Origin of the sequence: Saltatorellus ferox (assembly GCA_007751475.1) — a bacterium.
Taxonomy (GTDB): Bacteria; Planctomycetota; UBA1135; order UBA1135.
The window spans coordinates 1,738,320-1,759,841 of sequence record CP036434.1; the positions used below are offsets into that span (position 1 = coordinate 1,738,320).

Here is a 21,522-nt window from a genome sequence, read left to right on the forward strand (position 1 = left end):
ACTCCCCTATCCGACACAAACGGACCAGGTCCGTCCGTACCGGAACAAACGCACCTGGTCCGTTTGTTCCGGAACAAACGGACCAGGTGCGTTTGTGTCGCTTAGCGGACGGCGAGGATCTCGGCGATGGGGACGCGGTCTTTCCAGGTCTGGCCGCGCATCGGGGTACCGCCTGCTGGCCACGAGGTCAGGAACTCGGTGGCTTGGAGGTCTTCGGCGTCGGAGAGGATCTTCTTCAGGCCCAACGTTCTGGGGTTGGGGCCGCGCAGTGATTCTTCGTTCGAGAGCCACAGGAGGTCGCCGCCGAAGGCCAGCTGGTGCTCGGGAAGGAAGAAGAGCATGAAGGCCTCGGTGTGGGCGGAGTGGCCGGCCGCTTCGGCGGCGATCAGGCGTCCGGGGGCTTCTCGCGGCGCCCAGCGCTCCTCCGGCTCCACGCCTACGATCTTCACCGGCTTGGGCGAACGGGCCAGGCTGTCCGGCTTCAGCGTGCGAGGGCGACTCAGCACGTGCTCGACGTAATCCGCGACGTCGGCGGGGCAGACAATCGTGGCGCCTCGCAGGACAAACGGACGAAGGGCACCGATGTAGTGGGGATGATGGTGTGAAGCGGCCGCATAGAGGAACGGGTGCCCTGGCTTCTCACGTTCCAGCGCTCGGATGAGCTCTTCGCCGATAGTGGAACTCACGGGAGCTTCCAGCACCGCCCATCCAGGGCCAAGGTCGACGGCGACGCTCCGGGCCGCTTCCTTCGCGATCAAAAGCTCGAAAGCGCCCGCACTCAGCTCTCGGAGTTCAATGATGGGAGACGGGTCGGCGTCGTTGCTTTCGGCGGCCTCCGGGTCAGGAAACAGTCCGCCCGCGAAGGGCTCTACCTTCGAATCGAGATCGACGTCGGTGATCCTGGCGATCTCGCCGGTCCCGAGGGGGCCGGTGATGGTCCAGCCTCCGACGACGCCCGGCGCGATCGGCGGCGCATCGAGGTAGGTGAGCGACTCCACGACATCCCCGAGCAGCTCGCTGCTCGTCATCCAGTCGACGCCGACGAGGCCCGGGACCTCGACGTCGCTCTCGTCGAGCGAGTAGTGAACGGGGATAGTGCGAACCAGGGCCTTTCCGCCTTCGAGCGCAACCAGCACGTCCACGCCGCCAGCGGCCGTGTCGTTCGCATTCAGGACGCGGCCCGCCGTGCAGAGGTAATGGGCCAGAGTGGCGGGGAAGGCCGCGCGCTGGACGAGCTGAGCGCGCAGCGCATCGGCGCTATCGAGTGCGGCGCCCGGGCTGTCCGCTCGATCCTGGATCGCGAAGAAGTCGTTGATCCTGAGCCGTGCGCCCGGGCCACCCTTCGAAGCGCGCATTTCCACGTCAACCCGCCAGGGAGACCCGGCACCGGTGGAGACCTCGAAGACGCGCAGGTCGCTGATCGACTCCGACGTTCCATGGTCGTCGGGGCGGCGCCCGTGGCGGAGGCTGACGGATCGGGTCTCGACCGTCGCCTGCATGCGGTGGCGGGGCGGCGCGAGGTGCTCGCAGAGGGACTCCAGCGTGGCCCTTCCGCGCTCGCAGTCTTCGATGTGCTCCTGGAGCGGGGAGTTCTGGGCAGTGGCCATCGCGGAGGTGACTAGGAGGCTGGCGGCGAGGTGGATCATGGCCCGCCTACGGCGCCTCAACCCCTCCGTTGGCTCCGCCAGGGAAGAAGTGCCGGCAGCACGAGAAGATCGGCGGCCCAGGCTGCCACAGCGCCGATGGCGCAGAGCCCGCCGAAGCGCGAGGTCGGCGCGAAGCCCGAGAGAAGGAGCGTGCCGAACCCCAGAGCGAGGCTGAAGGAGCTGACCGTCGCCGCGCCGCCGACTTCGGCGAAGGCGTGGAGCCTCGACCGCGGCGTTCGGGGCATCGGGCCAGCGGCGTGGAGCAGGTGGAACGTATTGTCGACAGCGAGGCCGAGCACGACCGCAGCCACCATGGTCGTCGCTCCATCGAGCGGGATGCCGAGCGCCACCGCCGCCACGAGGATCACGGCTACCGGAACGAGGTTCACCATCAGCGCCGCCAGGAGCTCGCGCGCGGACCTCACGACGATGAGGAATAGAATCGTGGTCGCGATCAGCGTCAGGCCGAGCGACCGCGCCAGCGTTCCCACGAGCGTCGCCTGGACCTCATGCAGTCGAACGAGCGAGCCGCTGACGTAGGCCGTGCCCTCGGGAACGCGCGCGTCGGCCACCCCGTGGAGCGCCGCCAGCAGAGCGTCGGTCTGTTCGCTTTCTCCATTCGGAAAGCGCACCGTCCAGCGGGCGATCTTGCCGCTTTCGTCGAGTCGTCCGGCCTTGCGAAGGAGCGGCATGGCCGCGAGCCGACCCGCTCCGCTCGCGATGGTATCGAGGATCAACTCCGGCCCGACGACGTGGGTCGCACCGGGCGCGGCGAGGAGCGCGCGCGCGAGTTCGAGCGACGCCAGCTGCGACACCGTCCAGGCGCTTTCGTCCTTGCGCTCGATCATCACCTCGGCGCTGGAGAGCCCCGCGCCTTCGGCCTCGAGACTCTCGAACTGCACGCGCACCGGGTGGTCGGCCGCGAAGTACGTCAGGCCGTCGGTGGCGGTTTGCAGGAACGTCGGCGTGGAGGCGCCGGCGACGAGAACGGCGATGGCCGCGCAGGCGAAGAGCCCTCGCCGGCGTGCCACGAACGCAGCCAGCTTGCGCCACGGTCGAGCACTCGCCGTGGCGCTGCCCCGGGAGGACCGGAGCGCGCCCAGCAGGTAGGTACTGCCGAAGAGCGACAGCGGCGTGACGACGAGCACGGCGGCCGCTGCGAGGGTCCCGAGATCCGCGACCGAGCGCAGCGCGCTGATCCGAAACACGGCAAAACCGATGGCGGTGGTCAGCGCCGCGAGCGAGCATCCGAGGCGCTTGTCCAGGAGCGCGGCACGCGCTGCCTCGCGCGGTGCCATCCCTGCGCCGACGTGATGCTGGAACCGGAGAACGACGTGCAGCGTCCCCGCGAGAAGCAGGACGAAGGTGATCGGCCCGACCGCGACGAGAATGAGATCCGAGGGACCGATGAAGGCGCGCGCCGCGGCGCGCGAGCCGACCGAAGCCGTTGCGGCGGGCAGGAGCGCGACCGCGACCAGCGGGACCGAACGCAGGAACGCCCAGGCACCCAGCGCGGCGAGCAGCACGAGGAGCGGAACGAAGGTCCGCTCCACGCGGCGCGCTTCGTCATCGAGTGCGGCGGACACGAGGGGGTGGCCGGCGTAGCGGAGCCCCAGACCGGCGGCTTTCGCTCGCTCTCGGAGGTCGTCCAGCGACCGAGCGAGGTCCGCGCGCTCCGCCGGCGTCGCACCGAGCGCAATCCGCAGCACGAAGTCGATCCGCGGCGGCCCATCGGCCTGGAGATCGAGGCCCCGCACGAGACGTTCGAGGTTCGTAGCGGGCTCGGTCACCGGCCACGGCCAGCGGTTGAGCAACGACAGCGGGCTGACGACGTCCTCGACCGCCGCCTGCTTCGGAAGCTCGGCTCCGAGTTGCTCCGCGAACGCCTGGGCCGCGGCGTCCTCGACGCCGAAGCCTCCCAGTCGAACGAGCACTGCCTCGTCGCCGCCGAAGCGGTCGCGCAGGACCTCCCAGCTGACGTCGCGGTCCAGCTGGGATCCCCAGCGTTCGATCCGGTTGTCCGTGCTCCAGCCATCGGCGTAGAGACCCAGTCCCGCGAGCGCGACGACCCACAGGACGAGGAGGACGATCGGGCCTCGGCGACGGCCGTTGGTAGGGGGAGCAGGGCCGTTCGGGGAGGGCATGGCGTCAGGCTACGCTGTGCGACGTTGCATGTCGTCAGCGGGCTTCGAATCGAGGGGGCGCCACGGTTGACGGCGAGGGGGCCCGTCGCGGATGCTGGGGCCATGCGGAACTCACTCCTGATGCTCTGGCTCTGCCTCTCTGCCGGATGCCGTTCCGCGCCGCCTCTCCACGAGGTTCTTGCGCCGGTCGACGCCGTGCGCGCCGAGTTCGGGACGCTCCAGGAACGCTGCGACGCCGAGGCGTTCGCCGCGCGCGAGGTCGCGGAAGCGAGGCCAGATGACGCGGCAGCCCAGGTCAGCGCGGCGCGCTGGCTCGCCACCGCGGCGGACGTCCGACTGATCGAAAGCCAGGTCGCCCGGGCCGCCGCGGAGAAGCTCACCGTTCAGCAGCTCGTGGAGCTGGACGAGACCGGCGACGCGGACCTCAAGGACGCGGTCCTCGGTCTCTGCTCCGCCGGGCTAGAGCACGGAAACGCGGCGGCCGACCTCGCGCCGGAGGATCCCGCAGCGCTCTACTATCGTGCGTTCAACCTGTCGCTCGTCGCCTGGGCCGAAGGCAAGAGCACCGCGATCCTGCGCGGGCGCGGGCCGAAGCTGAAGGCGGCGCTGGAGTCTGTCGCGGAGCGTTTCCCCGAGTTCCAGTTCGCCGGGCCCCTGCGCCTGCGCGCCCGCTTCCTGGACCGCGCGCCCTGGCCCTACGGCGACCGCAATCAAGCGATCGAGCTTCTTCAGGAGGCGACGCGCCTCGCCCCGACGCCGGTGAACTGGCAGTTCCTCGGCGACGCCCTCTGGATGAACGGCGCCGAAGAGAAAGCACTCGCGGCCTGGAAGGCCGGCGCCGTCGCCGAGGCCGACCCGTCGATCGATCTCGGTGCCGACCTTCGCCGCCAGCTCAACCGTGCGCGCGTCGACGCATGGTCGGCTGCGAGGTAAGGGACTTCCTGTTAGCCTCTGGCGTATGCCGTTGCTGCTCGTTCTCGGACTCGCCCTCCTTCCACAATCGCCGGAGCCCCTCGAAGCGCGAGAGATCAGAACCCTGATCCGAAGACTCGAGTCGGGTGACGAGACGAGGGCGGAGCGGGCTGCCGACGATCTGCTCTCTGCGGGTATCCAAGGGCTCTCCTATCTGCCGGATAGCCTCGAACTCCTGGAGGACCGGTGGAGGAAGAGCGAGATCAGCTTCGAATGCGTCGAACGCGTTCGTGCTCTGCGCTTGATGATCGCCTCCGCTCACGAGGAAGCCTTCGAGGAGTTGCTGAAGCAGGCGGGTGATCCGCGGGATGCCGTTCGCACCCGAAGCCAGTACGCGCTCGCCGTGCTGCCGAGGAATCCTTCCCGGGAGCTCATCGAACGTTGGCCCACCCTGAGCCTCCAGCAGCGCGAGAATTCGATCTATGCGCTGATCGCGAGTGGAGAAGCCTTCGCCCAGGATCAGCTGGTCGCCGTGCTGAACGGTGACGTGGCGAACTCCGTGACCGCGCGCCTGCGGGCGGCCATGGGTCTACGAGCGTACGCGCGGGAGCAGGATGCGATTTCCGCCCTGGAATGGGCGGTCCTCGATTCCGAATGGAGCGTGGCCTTCGGTGCCTGCAGCACGCTCTGGTCCTATGGTGAGGCCGGAGCGCCAGGACTTGTGAGCGCCCTCGGGAGCCAACTCGAGGGCGTACGTGCCCTTGCCGGTGCCCTGGTGGCAGACATCGGGGCGAGCGCGGCGGAGCCCGTGCTGGAGGCTCTCATGAAGTCGCCCAAGGACGTGGACCTTCTGCGGCCGGCTCGGATCGTCGCGCCTGCGGATCCGCGCACGGTCAAGGCGTTTCTCGCTCTCCGGGGCAGCGCGCAATCCGCGCTTCGATGGGAGCTTCTCCTCGGACTGCCGGAGCTGGAGATGGACGGAGAGCTGCGCGTGGAGATCCTGCACGAGGCTCTTCGGAGCCCGAAGCTGGCGCTGGCCGAAGAGGCCGTGTTCGCGAGCCTGCGTCTTCCCGACCCCGAGTTCCTGGCGCTCCGTGAAGCGCTCCACCGTGCATGGCTGCGACCCGATGCGAGCGAGAAGCTGTTGAACTCGATGGGGGCCGTCATGCTCCGCTTGGAGCTCGAGCCCGAGGAGCGCCTCGACTGGTGCGCCGAGCGCATCGCCCTTCCCGCCGGCGAGGGCCGGTTCATTCCGGGTGTGTTCGCGCGAGAGGTGGCGTCCGAGGACATGGACGCGCTGGTCGAGCGCGTTCGCGCACTTTCACCGAGCGACCGTCTCCCCTGGCTTCCGAGCCTGCTGGATCTCGGTGGAGGCGCGCCCCAGGAGCTGCTGCTGGACACGGCGCGGAACGGCTCGGCCTCGACGCGCCCCATGGTGATGGGGTACCTCGCGATGTCCGGCGGAACGGACGAAGCAACCGTGGAGATGCTGGAAGCGTGCCTCCAGGACCGTACGGCTCCTGAGTTCGAAAGAGTTCTGCGCGGATTGGCCAAACTCGGATCGAAAGCCGACGGCCTGTTGGATCCGCTCTTGAAGCAGTTCGATGAGCTTCCGTTCCAGGTGCAATCGACGGTACTCACGGCGGCTGCGCGCTGTGATCCTGATTCGAAGTGGCTGTTGAAGGCGGCGAAGGACGCGCTGGAGTGGTCGGTGTCGGATGAAGTTCGCGCGGCGGCGGCTGAAGCTCTCTCCGTGGGGACTCGTTCCACGAAGTCTCGCATCAAAGAGCTGCGGGCGGCCCTCGAGCGAGGTGGACTCGCGAAGGACGGCGGTCGCAAGGATGGGAGCAGGACCGTGGCGCAGCTGAGCGAACTCAGGGCGCAGCTCGGCAAGCAGGGGCCAACGGCCGTGGCAGCGATCGCGACGGCGCTGGCGCGTCTCGAAGCCACCGACTCTTCGACGGTCCGGGCACTGGGGGAGAACCTGGGACGGTCGCGTCTTCAGACGACCATGGTGGTGGAGGCGCTTCGCCAGCTGTCGCCCGCGTCCGCGAGCCAGGGAGAAAAGCTGACGGAGTTCCTCTGGAGCCCCGACCTGATCGTGCGAGGCGCGAGCCTGCGTTCCCTGGTGGAGATCGAGGGAGCGGGCGTGCACGCCGATGTCTCGCTGGCGGCGCTCGTCCTGCTCCAGCCACCCGAACTGGCGGAGATGGCCATGGACGGGGTGGAGGCGCTGGCGCCGGAGGATCGCCCCTTCGCGAAGCCGTACCTTCGCTGCGCGGCCATTCGAAACTCCTGGCCACTGAATGGCGTTGGCTGGGCGCGTCCCCCTCTGGAGGAACCCTGGGCCAAGGAGTACGGTATTCCAGGCCCCGTGATCCCGGACCTCCAGCACCTGCACCGCTTCGACGACATCCGGCAACGCGCGACCCGCCAGATTCAGCATGACGAATGAACCGCCCCGCGAAGACGTCGGCTTCTTCCGAGATATCGCCATGACTTTCTTCGGTGCGTTCTCGGGCGCGCTGCTCCGATTCTTGACGGCCACGGTGGTGGGGGCGCTCGTGGGCGGGGCCATCGGGTTCTTCATCGCGGGCTCACCGACCGCCCTCCTCGGAGCAGGAATCGGCGCCGCAGCCGCCTTCCTGGCCACGATGGCTTTTTCGTAGGTCAGCGGTTGAACAGGAAGCTCGGGCTGTTCACCAGCGCCCACGCCAGGTCTTGCGCCGCGCCTAGACGGACGCGCTCCTGGAGACCGGGGCGCGCCGCCACGAACTCGCGATACAGGGCGGCCGCTTGCTCCGGCGTGCGCTCGGACTTCGGTAGCGCGAGCGCGGTCATGGCCATCTCGGAAAGAACCCGGTGACGGATCGGACGCGGGCTGCTCGTCGTCGAGAGGCGCAGGGCGCCGAGCACGTGCTGCGAACCATGCTGTTGCTTGAGCGTGGCCACCAGCAGCGTCCCCCCGGGGAAGGAGATGTCTTCGGTGGTCTCGGCGACCAGCACATGGCGCTCGCCGAACCTCGGCATGATCGCCCAGCCGGAGCCGGGCTGGCCGTCGATGGCGCCGGCGAGGCCCCAGCCGTCTTGCTCGAACGATCCCTGCGCGTTCCGAAGGGTCACGCGCCGGCTCACGCCCGGGTCCAGGACCGAGATGGCCGTGACCTCCAGTTCGTTCAGGACGAAGTTTCCGTTGTCCGCGGCGCCGGGACCTCGTCCCGGGCGGGAGCCATCTGGGAGGGCTTCGAGGCGCAGGCCGGTGATCGGACCGTCGCCAGCGCCCGCGATCACCGTGTAGACGTCCTTGTCCAGCGCGTCGCCCTCGACTCGAACGGTGCCATCGGTTTCGACGACGAGGCGAGCGCCTCCCGCCGAGAACGCCGTGGCGCGGTCGAGGATCTGCCAGTCGGGCAGCGGCGGGACGGTGGCCTCCCAGGCCGCCTGCTCGGCGACTGCCTGGGCCTCACCCTCGGGCCCGAGGGCCACTCGGTTCTCGAGGGCGAAGGGATCCAGGTTCGGGAGGAAGGCGCCCGCTTCCGCCGCGCTCGGCGGACGGCTCAGGAAGGAGACGAAGAGTTCATCGATGATCCCGGCCGGGTCGCGCTCGATGCGGACGAGTTCGGCGATGCCGCCGTCCTCGTCGCGCAGCGCGTTCGCGACGGTCGGGCCGTTCACGAGGCTCAGCGCCTGCCCGATCGTGACGCCGGTGCCGCGCTCGCACTCGCACGCGCTCTGGCGGGCCGGGCGGCCGAAGACCTCCAGGAACCCATCCTCGCTGGAGACCGAGCCGTCCACGAGCTGCATCGCGCGCGTGCCGCGCCGCTGTCCGGGCAGGCGCAGCTCGGATCCCGATGCTCGGTGGACCGCATCGAAGAGCACCTCGGCCGGCAACCGCCGCGCGAGGGCGTGCGAGTAGTTGCGGTCGTCCTGCTCGTTCCAGCGGGTCGTGGCCACGGAATGCTGATAGACCCGCGACTGGCAGATCTTGCGCATGAGCGAGCGCGTGTCGAAGCCGCTCGCGATGAACTCCTCGGTCAGCTCCTCGAGGAGCTCCGGATGGCTGGCGGGATTGCCGGCGCGGATGTCGTCCACGGGTTCGATGATCCCGCGGCCCATGAAGTAGCTCCACACGCGGTTCACGTAGCTCTTCGCGAAGTAGGGGTTCTCGGGCGCCGTCAGCCAGGCGCTGAGTTCCTCGCGACGGGTTCCGCCCGCGGGAGCGGCCCCCTCGTGCTCGAAGGGAAACGCGGGCTCTGCGACCACATCGGTCTCCGGGAACGTCACGTCACCCGTGTCCGCGTCGGAGATGATCTCCTCCGAGGGGCCGGCGGCCTCCTCTCGCTTGACCTGCGCGAACAGACCCGCGAGCTGCCAGTGGTCCTTCTGGGTCCAGCGCTCGAAGGGATGGTCGTGGCACTTGTTGCAGTTGAAGCGGATCCCGAGGAAGAGCTGCGTCGTGGTTTCCATCGCGAGGTCGGGCTCGCGGTGGACCTTGAAGAAGTTCGCCGGCGGGTTCGTGAGGGTCGAGCCCGTGGCGGTGAGGATGTCCCGCACGAAGCCGTCGTAGGGAGCGTTGCTCACGACCGCTGACTGCACCCAGTCGTGGAAACGCCGCGCGCCCTCGTCTCCGATGAGCCCGGAGTTCACCTGCAGCAGGTCGCACCACTTGTTCGTCCAGTAGTCAACGTAGTCGGGACTGCCGAGGAGGCGCTCGATCAGTTCCTCGCGCTTCACGCGCGTGTCCCGGCGATCGTCGAGGAACTGCCGCGTGGCGCGGGCCGTCGGGATCGTGCCGGTGAGGTCGAGGTGCACCCGGCGCACGAACTCGGCGTCCGTGCAGAGGGGCGCGGCCTCGGAGCGGATGGCCTCGAGCTTCGCGTACACGTGGGCGTCGATCCCGTTGTGCACGGGAGGCGCGCTCCAGGTCCAGCCCTCGCGGTCGCCCATGACGAGCAGGCGGGTCGCCGCGTACTGGCCCTCGTACCGCGCCAGGATCGCCGACTCGCCGCGTCGCAGCCCGGTGACGAGACCGTGCGCGTCGATGTCGGTGATCTCGATGTCGCTCGTTTCGACGAACGCGTGGGCCGAGACGTCGCGCCGGGTGCCGTCGCTCAGCGTCGCCCAGACCGCGACCTGCTGGCGGTCGCCGACATGCTGGAGCACGGGGTCCTTCGGCAGCAGCTCGATGGACGCGACGCGCGCGGCGTCCGGCTCGTAGGGAGCGCCGCGCTCGGTCCAGGCCTCGAGGAGCGCGTGGTCGTGGGAGTCCGGGACGAGCGCCTGGCCGCCGACGTGGGGGACGCGCCCGATCGGCTTCAGGAGGAACAGGCTGCTCCCGGGCGCGACCCGGTCGAAGCGGCGTGCTCCGAGGTCGTCGGTGAGCGAGCCGTGGTCGAAGAGCGGGTCATAGCCGCGCAGGGAGAGCTGGAAGCCGTTCTGGCCATCCGCCGAGCCGTGGCAGCTGCCGGTGTTGCAGCCGGAGCGTGAAATGACCGGCATCACGTCGGTCAAAAAGCGCGGCTCGGGCGTCTCGTCCATGCCGGAGACGCGGTACGGCACGCGGACCTCGAGGTCGTCGACGCGGAGGAAGAGCTCGCCCGAGCCGTCGGCGATCGGCCGGACGAGGCCGCGGGGGTCGATGCTCAGGTGCTCCTCGGCGCCCGTCGCCTGGACGTCGCGCGTCAGGTCGCTCGCGGTTCCGTCGGCGGTGCTGCCCATGGTGATGAGCTGGACGTAGGCGAAGCGTCCCTCGAGCACGACCTCTTCGGGCACCACGTCGAGCGCGATGAAGGCCGAAGTGTGCGGGGCCTCCGTGTGGGCGAAGAGTTGTGCGACGAGCAGCCAGAGCGCAACGATCAGAACGGCGAAGACGTGTTTCATGGCCGGGTCTCTCCGTCGGTGGAGTCCGTGGTCTCGGTAGATTCGGCGCGCTCGAGCGGTACGGGCACGAACTCTCGAAGTAGCGCTCCGCCCTCCGCGGAGTAGATGCGAACGACGCCGTCGAAGCCGCCCGCGGCCACCTCCCTGCCGGACGCGCGGCAAGCGACCGTGTAGACGCCGCCGGGTACGTCGCGGCTCCAGAGCGGCGCTTCCGCTTCGGCGTCGTAGAAGCGCACGGTCCCCGCGCCGCGCAGGCTGGAACCGGCCGCAAAGCGCGCACCGTCCTGGGTCCAGGCCACGGAGAACACCCTCCCCGGGAGCCGCTCGAAGGCGCGCAGCAGGTTGAAGTCGTCGCCGATCACCCGCTTCTTCTCGCGGTACGTTCGATACGTCTTCGGCGCCCCGTCCGCGCCGCCGACGAGCAGCTCATCGCGCCCGGGTCGACGCGCCACCGACATCAGGCCGCCGCGCAGCGCGCCCGGCGTGATGCTCGTGATGTTGTCGATGAACTGCTGGGACTCGACCTTGATCAGCTTCATCGAGCGATCCCGGCTGACCGTGATGAGGTGGGAGTCGTCGCTGGAAAACGCGGTGCCGAGCACCCAGTCCGCGTGCGCGCCCTGGAAGAGCACTTCCTTGCCGGTGGCCGCTTCGAGGACCCGTACCGTGTGATCCGCGCAGCCGACGGCCACGAGCGTTCCGTCGCCCGACCAGCTGACGCCGTGGAGCGTGTCGAACGTGAGCTGCTTCGAGAGCAGGAGCTCTTCCTTCGCCACGTCCCAGATCTGCACCTCGCCTCGGACCGCGGGAACTCCCCCGGACACCGCGAGCCGCGCGCCGTCGGGGGAGAACGCTATCGCCTCGATGCGGTCAGAGAGTCCCACGAGGCGCGCGAGAGGATCGAAGGGCGCCTCGGCGTCCGCGCGATGCAGCAGGACCTCACCACGGCCGCTGACGGCGAGCGTCGCTCCGTCCGGTGAGTAAGCGAGCGACGTCACGACCGGCGGCCGCGTGTAGATCGGCTCGCCCGCCCCGTTGCGCGCCTCCGCGGGCACCGCCTGTGCGTCGTCCGTCGCGCCTTCGTCGATCCAGCGCCGGACGAGATCCACGGTGGCGGCGTCGAGCGGCTCGCCCTCGGGCGGCATCGAGGCCGGGAGTCCGTCCTCGGAGGCGATGACCTCCAGCAGCAGGCTCTCCGCCGCGCTCCCCGGGACCACGAGCGGCGCGTCGCCGCCCAGGAGATCCCCATGGACGACGAGCCGCACGTCGCCGCTCGATCGGGCCGGCTGGTGGCAGCCCTGGCAATGCGCGGCGAAGATCGGAAGCAGGTCACGTTCGAAGCTGACGGGCTCCTGGGCGGGCTCCTGCGCCGGCGCTGCCTCCTGGGGTGAAAGCAGGGACGGGGCGACGAACAGGAGCAGGGCCATGGACGGCGCGATCATGCGAATAGATCCAGAACGGGCTGGCCCTTGACGAGTTCACGGGGCTGGTTCAGGTGGTTCATCACCTGCGTGTGCGGTTCGATCCCGATGGCATGGTAGATCGTCGCCAGAAGATCGGTGGGGTGCACGGGCGCCGCGATCGGCGCGGAGCCGGTTTCATCGGACGCGCCGTGCACGTGGCCACGCTTGACGCCGCCGCCCGCCACGACCGCCGTGAAGCAGTAGGGCCAGTGATCGCGGCTGTCGGCGTCGTTGTCGTTGCCCGACGTGGACAGCCCCTTGCGCGGGCTTCGGCCGAACTCCCCGACGGCGACGACGAGCGTCTCGTCGAGGAGCCCGCGTTCGTCGAGATCCTCGATCAGCGTGGCGAGCGCCGGGTCGAGCATCGGCGCGGCCAGATCGCGCATGCGGTGCTGGAGATCGAGGTGCACGTCCCAGGAGTGCAGGTCCGAGTTCGCGGGCTTGGACCAGTTGACCTGGACCACGCGCGTGCCGGCTTCGACGAAGCGGCGAGCGAGCAGGCAGCTCTGGCCGAAGGTGTTGCGTCCGTAGCGATCGCGGAGCTCCTTCGGCTCCGCCTGGATGTCGAACGCTTCCCGGGCGCGACCCGAGAGGACGAGTTCCAGCGCGGTGTCCGTGTAGTCGTCGAGATCGAAGCGCTCGACCGCGCGGCCGACGTCGGCGTCCGTCTCTCCGATCAGTCCGCGCATCTTCGCCCGGCGCGCCAGGCGGGCGACCGACAGCTCCGGGCGGAGCGCGAGGTCGTCGACCTTGATGCGGTCCATCTTCGACTGGTCGGTGTCGTCGCCCGACGGGAACAGCGTGTAGGGATCGAACGCGCGGCCGAGGAAGCCGCCCGTGCCCGCCTTGCCGATGACGTTGCTCTCCTGGAGGGGCCGCGGCATCGTCACGTACGGCAGCGTCGCGACGGTGGGGGGCATGAGCCGCGAGATGTGGCTGCCGAAGTTCGGGAAGTCCTTGGGCGACGGCGGCTCGAGCTGGCCCGAGGGGCTGACCTTGTCGGCCGTGTAGCCCGTCAGCATCTGGTAGTGCGCGGCCGTGTGGTTAAAAAGCCCGACGGGCGTGTAGCTCATCGAGCGCACGAAGGTGAGCTTGTCCGTGACCTGGGCGAGGCGCGGCAGGAGCTCGGTGACCTCCATGCCGGGGACCTTGCTGGCGATCGTCTTGAACGAGCTCCGTACGTCGTCGGGCACGTCGTCCTTCGGATCCCACAGGTCGATGTGGCTGGGCCCGCCCTGGAGGAAGACGAGGATGACGCTCTTCGCGCTTCCGAACCCCTTCCCTCCCGCGCGCGCTGGGCTGCCGAGTGCGCGGCCGCCGAAGGTGAGCAGAGGCGGCAGGCCGAGCAGGGTGCCGGCGCCGAAGCGGAGGAGGTCGCGGCGTGTGTGGGGGGAGCGCATGGGTGGTCCTTGCAGGATAGACCGCTCCGCCAAAAGTTAGTGCAATCGATCCGATCCGGGACAGTCCCTGGGATCCGCCGCGCGTGAGCGTCTCGATGGATTGATCGAGGAAGGGCCTCATCTGCGAGGCGACTCGGCTGCAAGGCGAAAACGGGCGGCGGCCAGGGCTGGCTCGCCACCCGTTCCTGGGCTTCAGTCCGCGCCCTGCTCTTCCACGTCCATGTAGAAGTTGCGATCCAGTTCGAGGCTCTCCAGCGGGCCGCCGAGGGCGATTGGGGTCGGCTTCGTCGAGACGATCACCCGTTGCTCTGCGCCGTTGAGGCGGACGTCGACCGGAACCTTGAAGCCCGGAACGACGTTCTTCCACCAGAGGCGCACGCCGCCGTCCACGCCCTCGTAGGCGAGGACGGGGATCTTCGTGGTCCGGAGGTACTGGTCGAAGAAGGGGCCGAAGTCGAACCCCGTTTCGCGGCTGATGTAGGCCTCGAAATCCTCGGTCTTCACGGTGTCGTGCCAGAACTCCTCGTTGATACCGCGCAGGACCCGGCGCCATCGTTCGTCGTCGTTCACGATGCTCCGCATCGTGTGCAGCATGTTCCCGCCCTTGTAGTACATGTCGCCCGAACCCGAGCGGTTCAGCCCGTAGGTGCCGATGATCGGGACGTCGTTCTTGATCAGCTTGCGACAGCCGATGACGTAGTCCTCTGCTTCCTCCTTGCTGAAGTGGTAGTCGACGAAGAGGTTCTCGGCGTAGTTGGCGAAGCTCTCATGGATCCACATGTCCGCGACGTCGTCCATGGAGACGTTGTTGCCCCACCACTCGTGGGCGGACTCGTGCACGATGATGAAGTCGAACTTCAGGCCCACGCCGGTTTCGCTGAGGTCGCGCCCGCGGTAGCCGTTCTCGAAGCCGTTGCCGTAGGTGACGGAGCTCTGGTGCTCCATGCCCAGGTAGGGGACCACGACGAGCTTGTAGCTGTCCTCGTAGAAGGGGTACTGGCCGAACCAGTGCTCGAAGGCCTCGAGGGTGCGCGGCACCTCCTGGAACTGCTTCCTGGCCTTCTCTTCCTGGTGTTCCAGCACCCAGTACTGGACGTCGAGCGTGCCCCCTTTCCCCTCGTAGGTGCTGGAGATCGGCATGTAGTGGCCGATGTTGAGGTTGACGCAGTAGTTGTTGATCGGGTTCGTGACCTGCCAGTGGAAGCTGCGCGTCTTCGCTTCGGCGTCGCGGCTCTGGTCCTTCAGGCGACCGTTCGATACCGCGACCAGGTCCTCGGGGACGGTCACGCGAACGTCGACGCCGCGGTCGGGCTCGTCGTAGCCGTGATCCTTGTTCGGCCACCACACGCTGGCGCCGAGCCCCTGGCAGGTGGTGGCGATGAACGGGCCGCCCTTCGAGTCTCGGCCCCAGGTGAAGCCTCCGCTCCAGGGCGGTCGCAGGCTCTCCTGGGGCTCGCCCTCGTAGAAAACCTCGACCTCTTCGTCCTGGCCCGCGGGGATCGCCTCCGCGAAGTCCGCCCAGTAGACGTTCCCGTTCCTCTCGAAGCGCAGCTCCTCGCCCCGGTGGACGATGCGCGTGATCTCGAGCGGCGGCTGCAGGTCGATCTGCATCCGATCGCCCTTCTTCAGGGTTCGGAACGAGATGACGTTCGAGCCCTCGAGGCTCTTCGTGTCGGGCATCACCTCGAGGGTGAGCCCGTAGTGCTGCACGTCCCACCACTTGCGCTCGGGGGTGATGGAGCCGCGCAGCCGCTCCTGTTCCGTGAAGTCCTGGGCGGCGCTGGTTTCGACCGAAGCGTCGGAGGGAGCGGGTGCCGGGTCGCTCGCCGGGTCGATCCCCTGGCAGGAACCGAGGAGCAGAGTGGCGAATCCTCCGAGGAGGACGTGCGCGAAGGAACGGTGGGTCATGCGACGGAGCGTTGGGTGCTGATAGGCGTGAGCCGGGTCTGGCAAGACCCGGAATCCTACCAGCACGCGCCGTCCGCGCGGCGAGGCTCAGGGTGCCTCTTCCCCCGACGACTCTGCGGGCACGTCCTGGGCCGGCTCTTCGTCCGCCGCAGGATCGCCCCACGTCTGAATCGGGCGCGCGTCCATGACCCACATGCCTCGGCCATGGGTCGCGATCACGATCATGTCGTCCCGGGGATGCACCACGAGGTCGTGAACGTAGGTGGTGGGGAGGTCGCCGCCGAGGGGCTGCCAGCTGCGGGCGCGGTCCACGCTCACGTAGACACCCAGGTCCGTGCCCACGTAGAGCACCTCGGAGTCCTTCGGGTCTTCCGCGATCACGTTGACGGGCCCGCAGGGGATGTCCTGGCCGATCGCCTTCCAGGTCCGGCCGCGATCCGTCGAGCGCCACAGGTAGGTGCGGAAGTCGTCCCAGCGCTTGCCGTTCTGCGCGAGGTAAACCGTGTTCTCGTCGTAGCGCGACGCGACCACGCGGCTCACCCAGCGCTCGTTCGCGAGGCCGGCGGTGATGTCGTTCCAGGTGGTCCCGCCGTCCGGCGAACAGTGCGCCCGTCCGTCGTCGGTGCCCGCGTAGAGCAGCCCGAATTTCAGGGGCGACTCCGAGAGGGTGGTGATCGTCTGGTAGGGGATGTCGCCGAGCTCCGACGGGTCGTTGCGCGAGAGGTCCGGGCTGATCGGTTCGATCTTGTCCCCGCGATCCATGGATCGGAAGAGCTTGTTCATCCCGTGGTAGAGGATGCGCGGGTTGTGCGGCGAGATCAGGAACGGCGCCAGCCACTGGCCGCGCAGCTCGGCCTCGGGGGCGATGCTGTAGCCGTCGTCCTCCTCGTCTTCTTCGTCCTCTGCCTCCAGCGCGAGCCGCGCAAGCTCACCCGAACGAAGATCGCTACGGTTCACCCGTCCGTAGAAGCCGGCCGAGTACACCACGGCCTCGTCGGTCGGGTCGACCTGGTGGTAGCTGGCTTCGCCTCCGGGCGCGTACTCGAACTCGACCGCAGGCACCCGATCACGGCCCCTCGAGAGGTCCACGACTCCGCTGCGGCTGCCGTGGTCCTGGATCGAACCGTAGACCTTGAAGGGCTCGCCCATGTCGTAGCCGACGTTGTAGAACTGCACCGGGTTCAGCCGATCGGTGAACGAGCGCCAGTTCGCACCCGCGTCGTAGGACAGGTACACGCCGCCGTCGTTTCCGTTCACCAGGTAGTCGGTGTTCTCCGGGTCGATCCATAGGGCGTGGTGGTCGCCGTGCATACCGCGGAGGCGCCGGAAGGTCTTGCCGCCGTCGTCGGAGACGTTGAGCGCGAGACCCATGATGTAGACGCGCTCTTCGTTCCCGGGATCCACGCGGATCTGCCCGAAGACCCAGCCGTACGTGGAGGAGAGCCCCTCCATGTAGTCATTCGATTCGGAGACCTTGGTCCAGGAGTCGCCGCGGTCGTTCGAGCGATAGACCTCGGCTCCCTTGATGTGAGCTTCGCGCTTGCGTCCGTAGGAGTCGGTCCCCGCGTCCTCCTCGGGGTCGAGCTCTACCATCTCGTAGTTGTCCACGAAGGCGTAGAGCACCTCCGGATTCGAGCGAGCCACGTCGATGCCGATCCGCCCGCGGAACTGGCCCGCGGGCAGCCCGGCCGCGGCCTCCGTCCAGGTCTCGCCGCCGTCCATGGTGCGCCAGATCGAGGACTGGCCGTAGCCTTCCTCGTTGCGCGGGTCGTTCCAGCGTCGACGGATGCGCTCCCACGTCGCCGCGTACAGGATCCCTGGATCGACGGGATCCATGACGAGGTCGATGGCGCCGGTGCGGTCGTCGATGAAGAGCACGTGCTCCCAGCTCTCACCGCCGTCCCGGGTTCGGTAGACGCCCCGCTCATGGTTGTCGGTCCACTCGTGGCCCGAGGCCGCCACGTACACCGTGTTCGGATCCTCCGGGTGCACGAGGACCCGGGAGATCGTATGGGTCGCCGTCAGGCCCTTGTGCTCCCACGTTTCGCCCCGGTCCTTCGAGAGCCAGACGCCCGCGCCCGCCATGGAAGAGCGGAAGATGTTCGCCTCGCCGGTGCCGACCCAGAGATGCGCCGGCTCGGAAGGGGAAAGGGCGAGGTTGCCGATGGACGCGGTCGGAGCGTCGTCGAAGACCTGCTCCCAGGTCGTGCCTTCGTTCCGGGTGCGCCAGACTCCACCCGAGGCGGTGGCCACGTACATCCCGTAGTTCTGCCCGCGACTTCCGGGAACAGCCACGTCGGTGACGCGTCCGCCGATGTTCGTCGGCCCGATGAACTGCCACTTCAGGTCCTTGAAGGGCGAGGCCTCCTCGGCGGCCACGTGCTGTCGCCACCACGCCATGCGACGCTCCGGATCATGGCCCGCACCATCGGAAACATCATCCAGCAGATCGTCCAGCGAGCCGCTGAGTTCATCGATCTGCTGGCGCAGGGCTTCGAGCTGCTGCTCCAGCTTTGCCTTCTGCTGATCCTCCGGGCTCACCGATTGGGCGGAACAGAGGCCCGCGCCGAAGAGAAGTCCGAGGGAGGGAAGAACCAGGCGCGAGAGGTGCGAATAGGATGGCGACATACGGCAAGAAGGGGGGATCAGCACGACAGCCTGCGTCTTTCCGCGAGGGAGGGCAGGTTCAGGAGAGTCCCTGAGCCTAGCAGCCCCATCGCTTCCGCGCCGTACGCCCTCGGTATCCGCTTACGAGGACGAGCCGCCCGGGCCCGTCGCGCCGCCGCTTCCGTCACCGGGCATCCCCCGGCCGTCCGTCGGGTCCTGCTCCGCACCTGCGTTCTGCAGATCCTTGATCTCCTCTGCCAGTGTCTCACCGTCTTTCGGGGCGTCGTTCTTCTTTTGGTTGTCTTGATTCATGACACCAGGAGAAACGCGGGAGCTAAACGAACCTTCAATTCGCCGTGAGAGCGGCGGGCGCCAGGCCTCTCGTCCCTGGGAGTCTGCGCCACAGAATGCAATTCCGCGAGCACCGCCAGGATCCGCGCTCGCGGCGTTGCGCCAAACCCCAATGGCATCTGGCAGGGAGGAAATGGTCTGAACTGGGGGGATCTTGGGACCGACGGCCAAGGCGTCAGCGAAGCCGGATGCGTCGGGCCTGGGTGAAGTTCGACGTCGCTTGACCCCCGGCTGCATCGCGGTGCCAGGCCTGGAAGTAAAGCGTGTCCCCTGGGGCAGCGGCGAAGGGACCTGTCGGCGACGGAACTGCCGAGAGGTCGATCGATGTCGAGCCCGTGCCGGTGGCTCCCGTGTTGAAGAGCGCGTTGACGAAGCGTCCGATCTGCCCGCTCAGGCAGAGATTGCCCTGGCTTCCACCTGGGGTCGTGACGAACCCTTCGGTTGTCGATACGAGGACATAGCCGAACGCGTTCGTCGGCAGGGAACTGACGCCAAAGATCAGATCGTTCGCGGTGGCGAGGGTCGAGCCTGCGGCGCTTGCAAGGCCCGGCGATCCGGTGGAGTTCGCCGTGACCGCGCAATAGAGCTCTCCGAGGCAGTCGGTCAGGTCCACGAGATACGCGCCACCACCGATCGATACGTCGAGGCTGCTGAACGGGGCGCCGAAGAGAGCCGTTCCGCCCGAGACGTCCACCGTCATCTCCGTGCCAAGAGACGCACTGGCGTCCACGCCGGCAGCGGTGTACTTCAAGGTCGGCACCCAGCCCAGGGGCGTCCGTTCGATCAGGTAAGCCGCACCCGCCTGGGCCGAATTGTCGTCGTCACCTGGAGCGCCTACCACGATGCGATCCCCGTCGATGGCCACGCTCTCGCCGAAGCGATCGGCGGCCTCTCCGTCGTCGGCGACGATCTTTTGCGACTCTGTCCACGCGCCGTTCGCATCACGCTGGAAGAGATAGATCGCGCCCGAGTCGGGTGCCATCCCCGTCGCCTTGGAGGCGCCGATCACCGCGAGGTCGCCTTCGAGTCCAACGGCCCGCGCGAAGAGCTCGTTCGCCATCGGCTGGCTTGCGACCAGCTTGGCGACCTCGGGCCAGCTGTCATCCAGCGGGTCGCCGGGCGTGCCCGCGTCGTCACGCTCGAAAATGTACGCGGCCCCTTCGTCCGGCGAGACGCCGTCGTGGAGGTGAGCGCCAAGGATCGCGATCCCGTTCTTCAAGTCGCAGGACCGGCCGAACCGGTCCTGGGCCGCCGCATCGCTCGCGGTGAGCTTGACGGTCTCGGTCCAAACTCCACCTACCCTTTCGAAGAGGAACGCCGCACCCGTTTCGGGTCCCGCGAAGTTGTCGCGCATGACTCCGATGAGGGCGGTGTCGCCGTCCAGCGAGACACAGTGCCCGAAGTGAAAGAGGTTCTGCGAATCGCTTCCCGTGAGCTTCTGTTCCTCGACCCAGCCTGCGCCGCTGTTCGAGAAGACGTAGGCCGAGCCAGGACCGTCGAAGTGCGCTCCCACGAGAATACGATTCCCGGAGATGCTGCAGTTCTGACCGAATTGAGCTGCAGCGCTGCCGTCGCTGGCGGTGAGCGTGGCTTCGTAGGCCCAGACGCCAGCGGTGCGGCGGTAGACCTGCACCGATCCCGAATTGCAGTTCGGATCCAGAGGGCAGGCTTCATCCGTACCGATGGAGCCGACGGCAGCGAGGTCGCCTTCGATGGCGACGCTCCATCCGAGAACGCTCGCCTGGGTCGGGTTGGCGAGGGCGAGGCGCTGTAGCTCGCACTGTGCCAGTGCGTGGCTAGAGCTGAGAATCGTGACGGAAAGAGCTGCGAGAGCGTACGGCTTCATGGTGCGAACGAGGGGGGGGGGGAGGGGGGAGGGGAAGAGCCCCGAGTAGAATCCCCTCGAAGAGATTTCGCCACGCCCTTTCTACCCCCTTCGGATCATCAGGCCTCCCCGGGAGCGGTTCCAATCTGCGGCGGATCGAACGCTCCCAACCGCTCTGCACGCGAGGGGAGCCGATCGTCGGCGCATCAAGGTCCGGTACGGGGGGATCCGCGGTCGGTGGGGTGAGAACGCAGGCAGCTACTGGAAGACGACCTGGATTCCGTCCGTGAAGTTCGAAGTCGGCCCGCTCGGCGAACTGTCCCGGAACCAGCACTGGAAGTGGAAGGTGTCGCCAGCCTGGATGCGGATGAATCCCGTCGGGCTGGGGGTGGCATTCAGGTCGATCGACAGGCTCGCGGATCCAGCGAGCGTGGACTGCTGGATCTGGCCCGGGCCCACGTAGCGACCGATGGGGCCCGCCAGGCAAAGGTTGCCCGCGCTTCCGCCCGGGTTGGCCGCGAAGCCCTGGATGGGGCTGGCGAGAAAGAAAGCGAAGGCCAGCGGTGGCAGGTCAGCTCCTGCGAGCATCGCGTCGTTGATCGACGCCACCGGGCTGCCCGCGTAGACCATTCGGGCCGTCCGTCCGGTGGAGTTGATGGCTGCCTGGCAGTAGTTCGTTCCCACGACCGTCCCTTCGGTGAATTCCAGGTTGTCGATCACGGGCGTGGCTACCGAGCTGGAGACGACCGTCATTCGGGCGATCGGCACCGTGGACGTGAGCGTGACGACGTTGTCGTTGCCCGACGCGGATGCGAGCACGGTTCCCTGCGCATCGTAGATGCACATCGTGTCGGTGCCGGTACCGATGCCGATCAGCGCGGAGACGCTGAAGACGTCGTGGAGGAAGCGGCACTCGACCGGGGCGAAGCCCAGGGACACAAGGGCGTTCGGCGCCGTATAAGCCGGGTTGCTGGTCATGCTCGATGCGTCGAGCACCTCGTTCTGGTTGTCGATCGGCGGGGCCGGAAGGAACTCGACGCCGAGGGACGAAAACTCGTTCGTCAGCTGGTCGGTCTGGTCGGCGAAATTGTCGAAGCCTACGATCGGCACGTCATCGAAGGTGCCGAGCTGGCCGTCCGGTCCCGGGAACGACTCGAAGGTGATCCGCACCGTTTGCGAAGACGCGAGGGAGGAGAGAAGCGCGAAACCGAGCGCGCCCGTGGCCGTGTGGATGATCCGTCTCATGGGTGCCATGATAGTGCGGAGCGGACGGAATCGCCCCTGGCGCATCCGCTGACGCGGATGCACGTCGAGCCAGAGCGACGATGACGATGTTTCGCTCGATGCTCTGGGGAGTGCAGAAGGGGGCGTAGAGGGCTCCGGCCA

At 68.1% G+C, this 21,522-nt stretch carries 13 protein-coding genes; 3 read left to right on the plus strand and 10 right to left on the minus strand.

Annotated elements, in window-relative coordinates; genetic code table 11:
• Nucleotides 1–101 precede the first annotated feature (101 nt).
• The gene (locus Poly30_RS06345; RefSeq protein ID WP_145195419.1) at nucleotides 102–1,646 is read right to left on the minus strand and encodes an MBL fold metallo-hydrolase; all 1,545 of its coding nucleotides are present in this window, start codon (nucleotides 1,644–1,646) and stop codon (nucleotides 102–104) included.
• Nucleotides 1,647–1,663: 17 nt separating this feature from the next.
• Nucleotides 1,664–3,790 carry an efflux RND transporter permease subunit gene (locus Poly30_RS06350; protein WP_145195421.1) on the minus strand — a complete coding sequence of 709 codons (2,127 nt, stop codon included), beginning with the start codon at nucleotides 3,788–3,790 and terminating at the stop codon, nucleotides 1,664–1,666.
• Between the two features lie 102 nt (nucleotides 3,791–3,892).
• Here Poly30_RS06350 and Poly30_RS06355 point away from each other — a divergent pair, with 102 nt between their 5' ends.
• Genes Poly30_RS06355 through Poly30_RS06365 form a run of 3 tightly spaced genes read left to right on the plus strand, consistent with a single transcriptional unit; the run spans nucleotide 3,893 to nucleotide 7,371 of the window.
• Nucleotides 3,893–4,723, plus strand: coding sequence for a hypothetical protein (locus tag Poly30_RS06355; RefSeq protein ID WP_145195423.1), 831 nt, complete (start codon nucleotides 3,893–3,895; stop codon nucleotides 4,721–4,723).
• A gap of 25 nt (nucleotides 4,724–4,748) precedes the next feature.
• Nucleotides 4,749–7,157 (plus strand): hypothetical protein, encoded by a 2,409-nt coding sequence (locus tag Poly30_RS06360; RefSeq protein ID WP_145195426.1) that lies wholly within the window; start codon nucleotides 4,749–4,751, stop codon nucleotides 7,155–7,157.
• On the plus strand, nucleotides 7,147–7,371 hold the full coding sequence (locus Poly30_RS06365; RefSeq protein WP_145195428.1) for a hypothetical protein: 225 nt from the start codon (nucleotides 7,147–7,149) through the stop codon (nucleotides 7,369–7,371). The genes Poly30_RS06360 and Poly30_RS06365 overlap by 11 nt, the downstream gene beginning before the upstream one ends.
• Nucleotide 7,372: 1 nt before the next feature.
• Here the strand turns inward: Poly30_RS06365 and Poly30_RS06370 are convergent, their stop codons facing one another.
• The 8 genes from Poly30_RS06370 to Poly30_RS06400 all read right to left on the minus strand — a co-directional run bounded on the left by Poly30_RS06370 (nucleotide 7,373) and on the right by Poly30_RS06400 (nucleotide 21,381).
• On the minus strand, nucleotides 7,373–10,582 hold the full coding sequence (locus tag Poly30_RS06370; RefSeq protein ID WP_145195430.1) for a DUF1553 domain-containing protein: 3,210 nt from the start codon (nucleotides 10,580–10,582) through the stop codon (nucleotides 7,373–7,375).
• Nucleotides 10,579–12,009, minus strand: a complete 1,431-nt coding sequence (locus tag Poly30_RS06375; RefSeq protein ID WP_145195432.1) for a WD40 repeat domain-containing protein — start codon at nucleotides 12,007–12,009, stop codon at nucleotides 10,579–10,581. The genes Poly30_RS06370 and Poly30_RS06375 overlap by 4 nt, the downstream gene beginning before the upstream one ends.
• Before the next feature lie 11 nt (nucleotides 12,010–12,020).
• On the minus strand, nucleotides 12,021–13,445 hold the full coding sequence (locus Poly30_RS06380; RefSeq protein WP_145195434.1) for a DUF1501 domain-containing protein: 1,425 nt from the start codon (nucleotides 13,443–13,445) through the stop codon (nucleotides 12,021–12,023).
• A 192-nt stretch (nucleotides 13,446–13,637) separates the two neighbouring features.
• Nucleotides 13,638–15,353 (minus strand): M1 family aminopeptidase, encoded by a 1,716-nt coding sequence (locus tag Poly30_RS06385; RefSeq protein WP_145195436.1) that lies wholly within the window; start codon nucleotides 15,351–15,353, stop codon nucleotides 13,638–13,640.
• Between the two features lie 87 nt (nucleotides 15,354–15,440).
• Entirely contained in the window at nucleotides 15,441–17,981 is a 2,541-nt protein-coding gene (locus Poly30_RS06390) for a WD40/YVTN/BNR-like repeat-containing protein (RefSeq protein ID WP_145195438.1), read from the minus strand.
• A gap of 120 nt (nucleotides 17,982–18,101) precedes the next feature.
• Nucleotides 18,102–18,272: a hypothetical protein gene (locus tag Poly30_RS28180; RefSeq protein ID WP_419191025.1), complete on the minus strand. Its 171-nt coding sequence runs from the start codon at nucleotides 18,270–18,272 to the stop codon at nucleotides 18,102–18,104.
• Nucleotides 18,273–18,486: 214 nt separating this feature from the next.
• Nucleotides 18,487–20,157, minus strand: a complete 1,671-nt coding sequence (locus Poly30_RS06395) for an FG-GAP repeat protein (RefSeq protein WP_145195440.1) — start codon at nucleotides 20,155–20,157, stop codon at nucleotides 18,487–18,489.
• 237 nt (nucleotides 20,158–20,394) lie between these two features.
• A complete protein-coding gene (locus Poly30_RS06400) occupies nucleotides 20,395–21,381 on the minus strand; it encodes a hypothetical protein (protein WP_145195442.1) in 987 nt (328 codons plus the stop codon).
• Nucleotides 21,382–21,522: the final 141 nt, after the last annotated feature.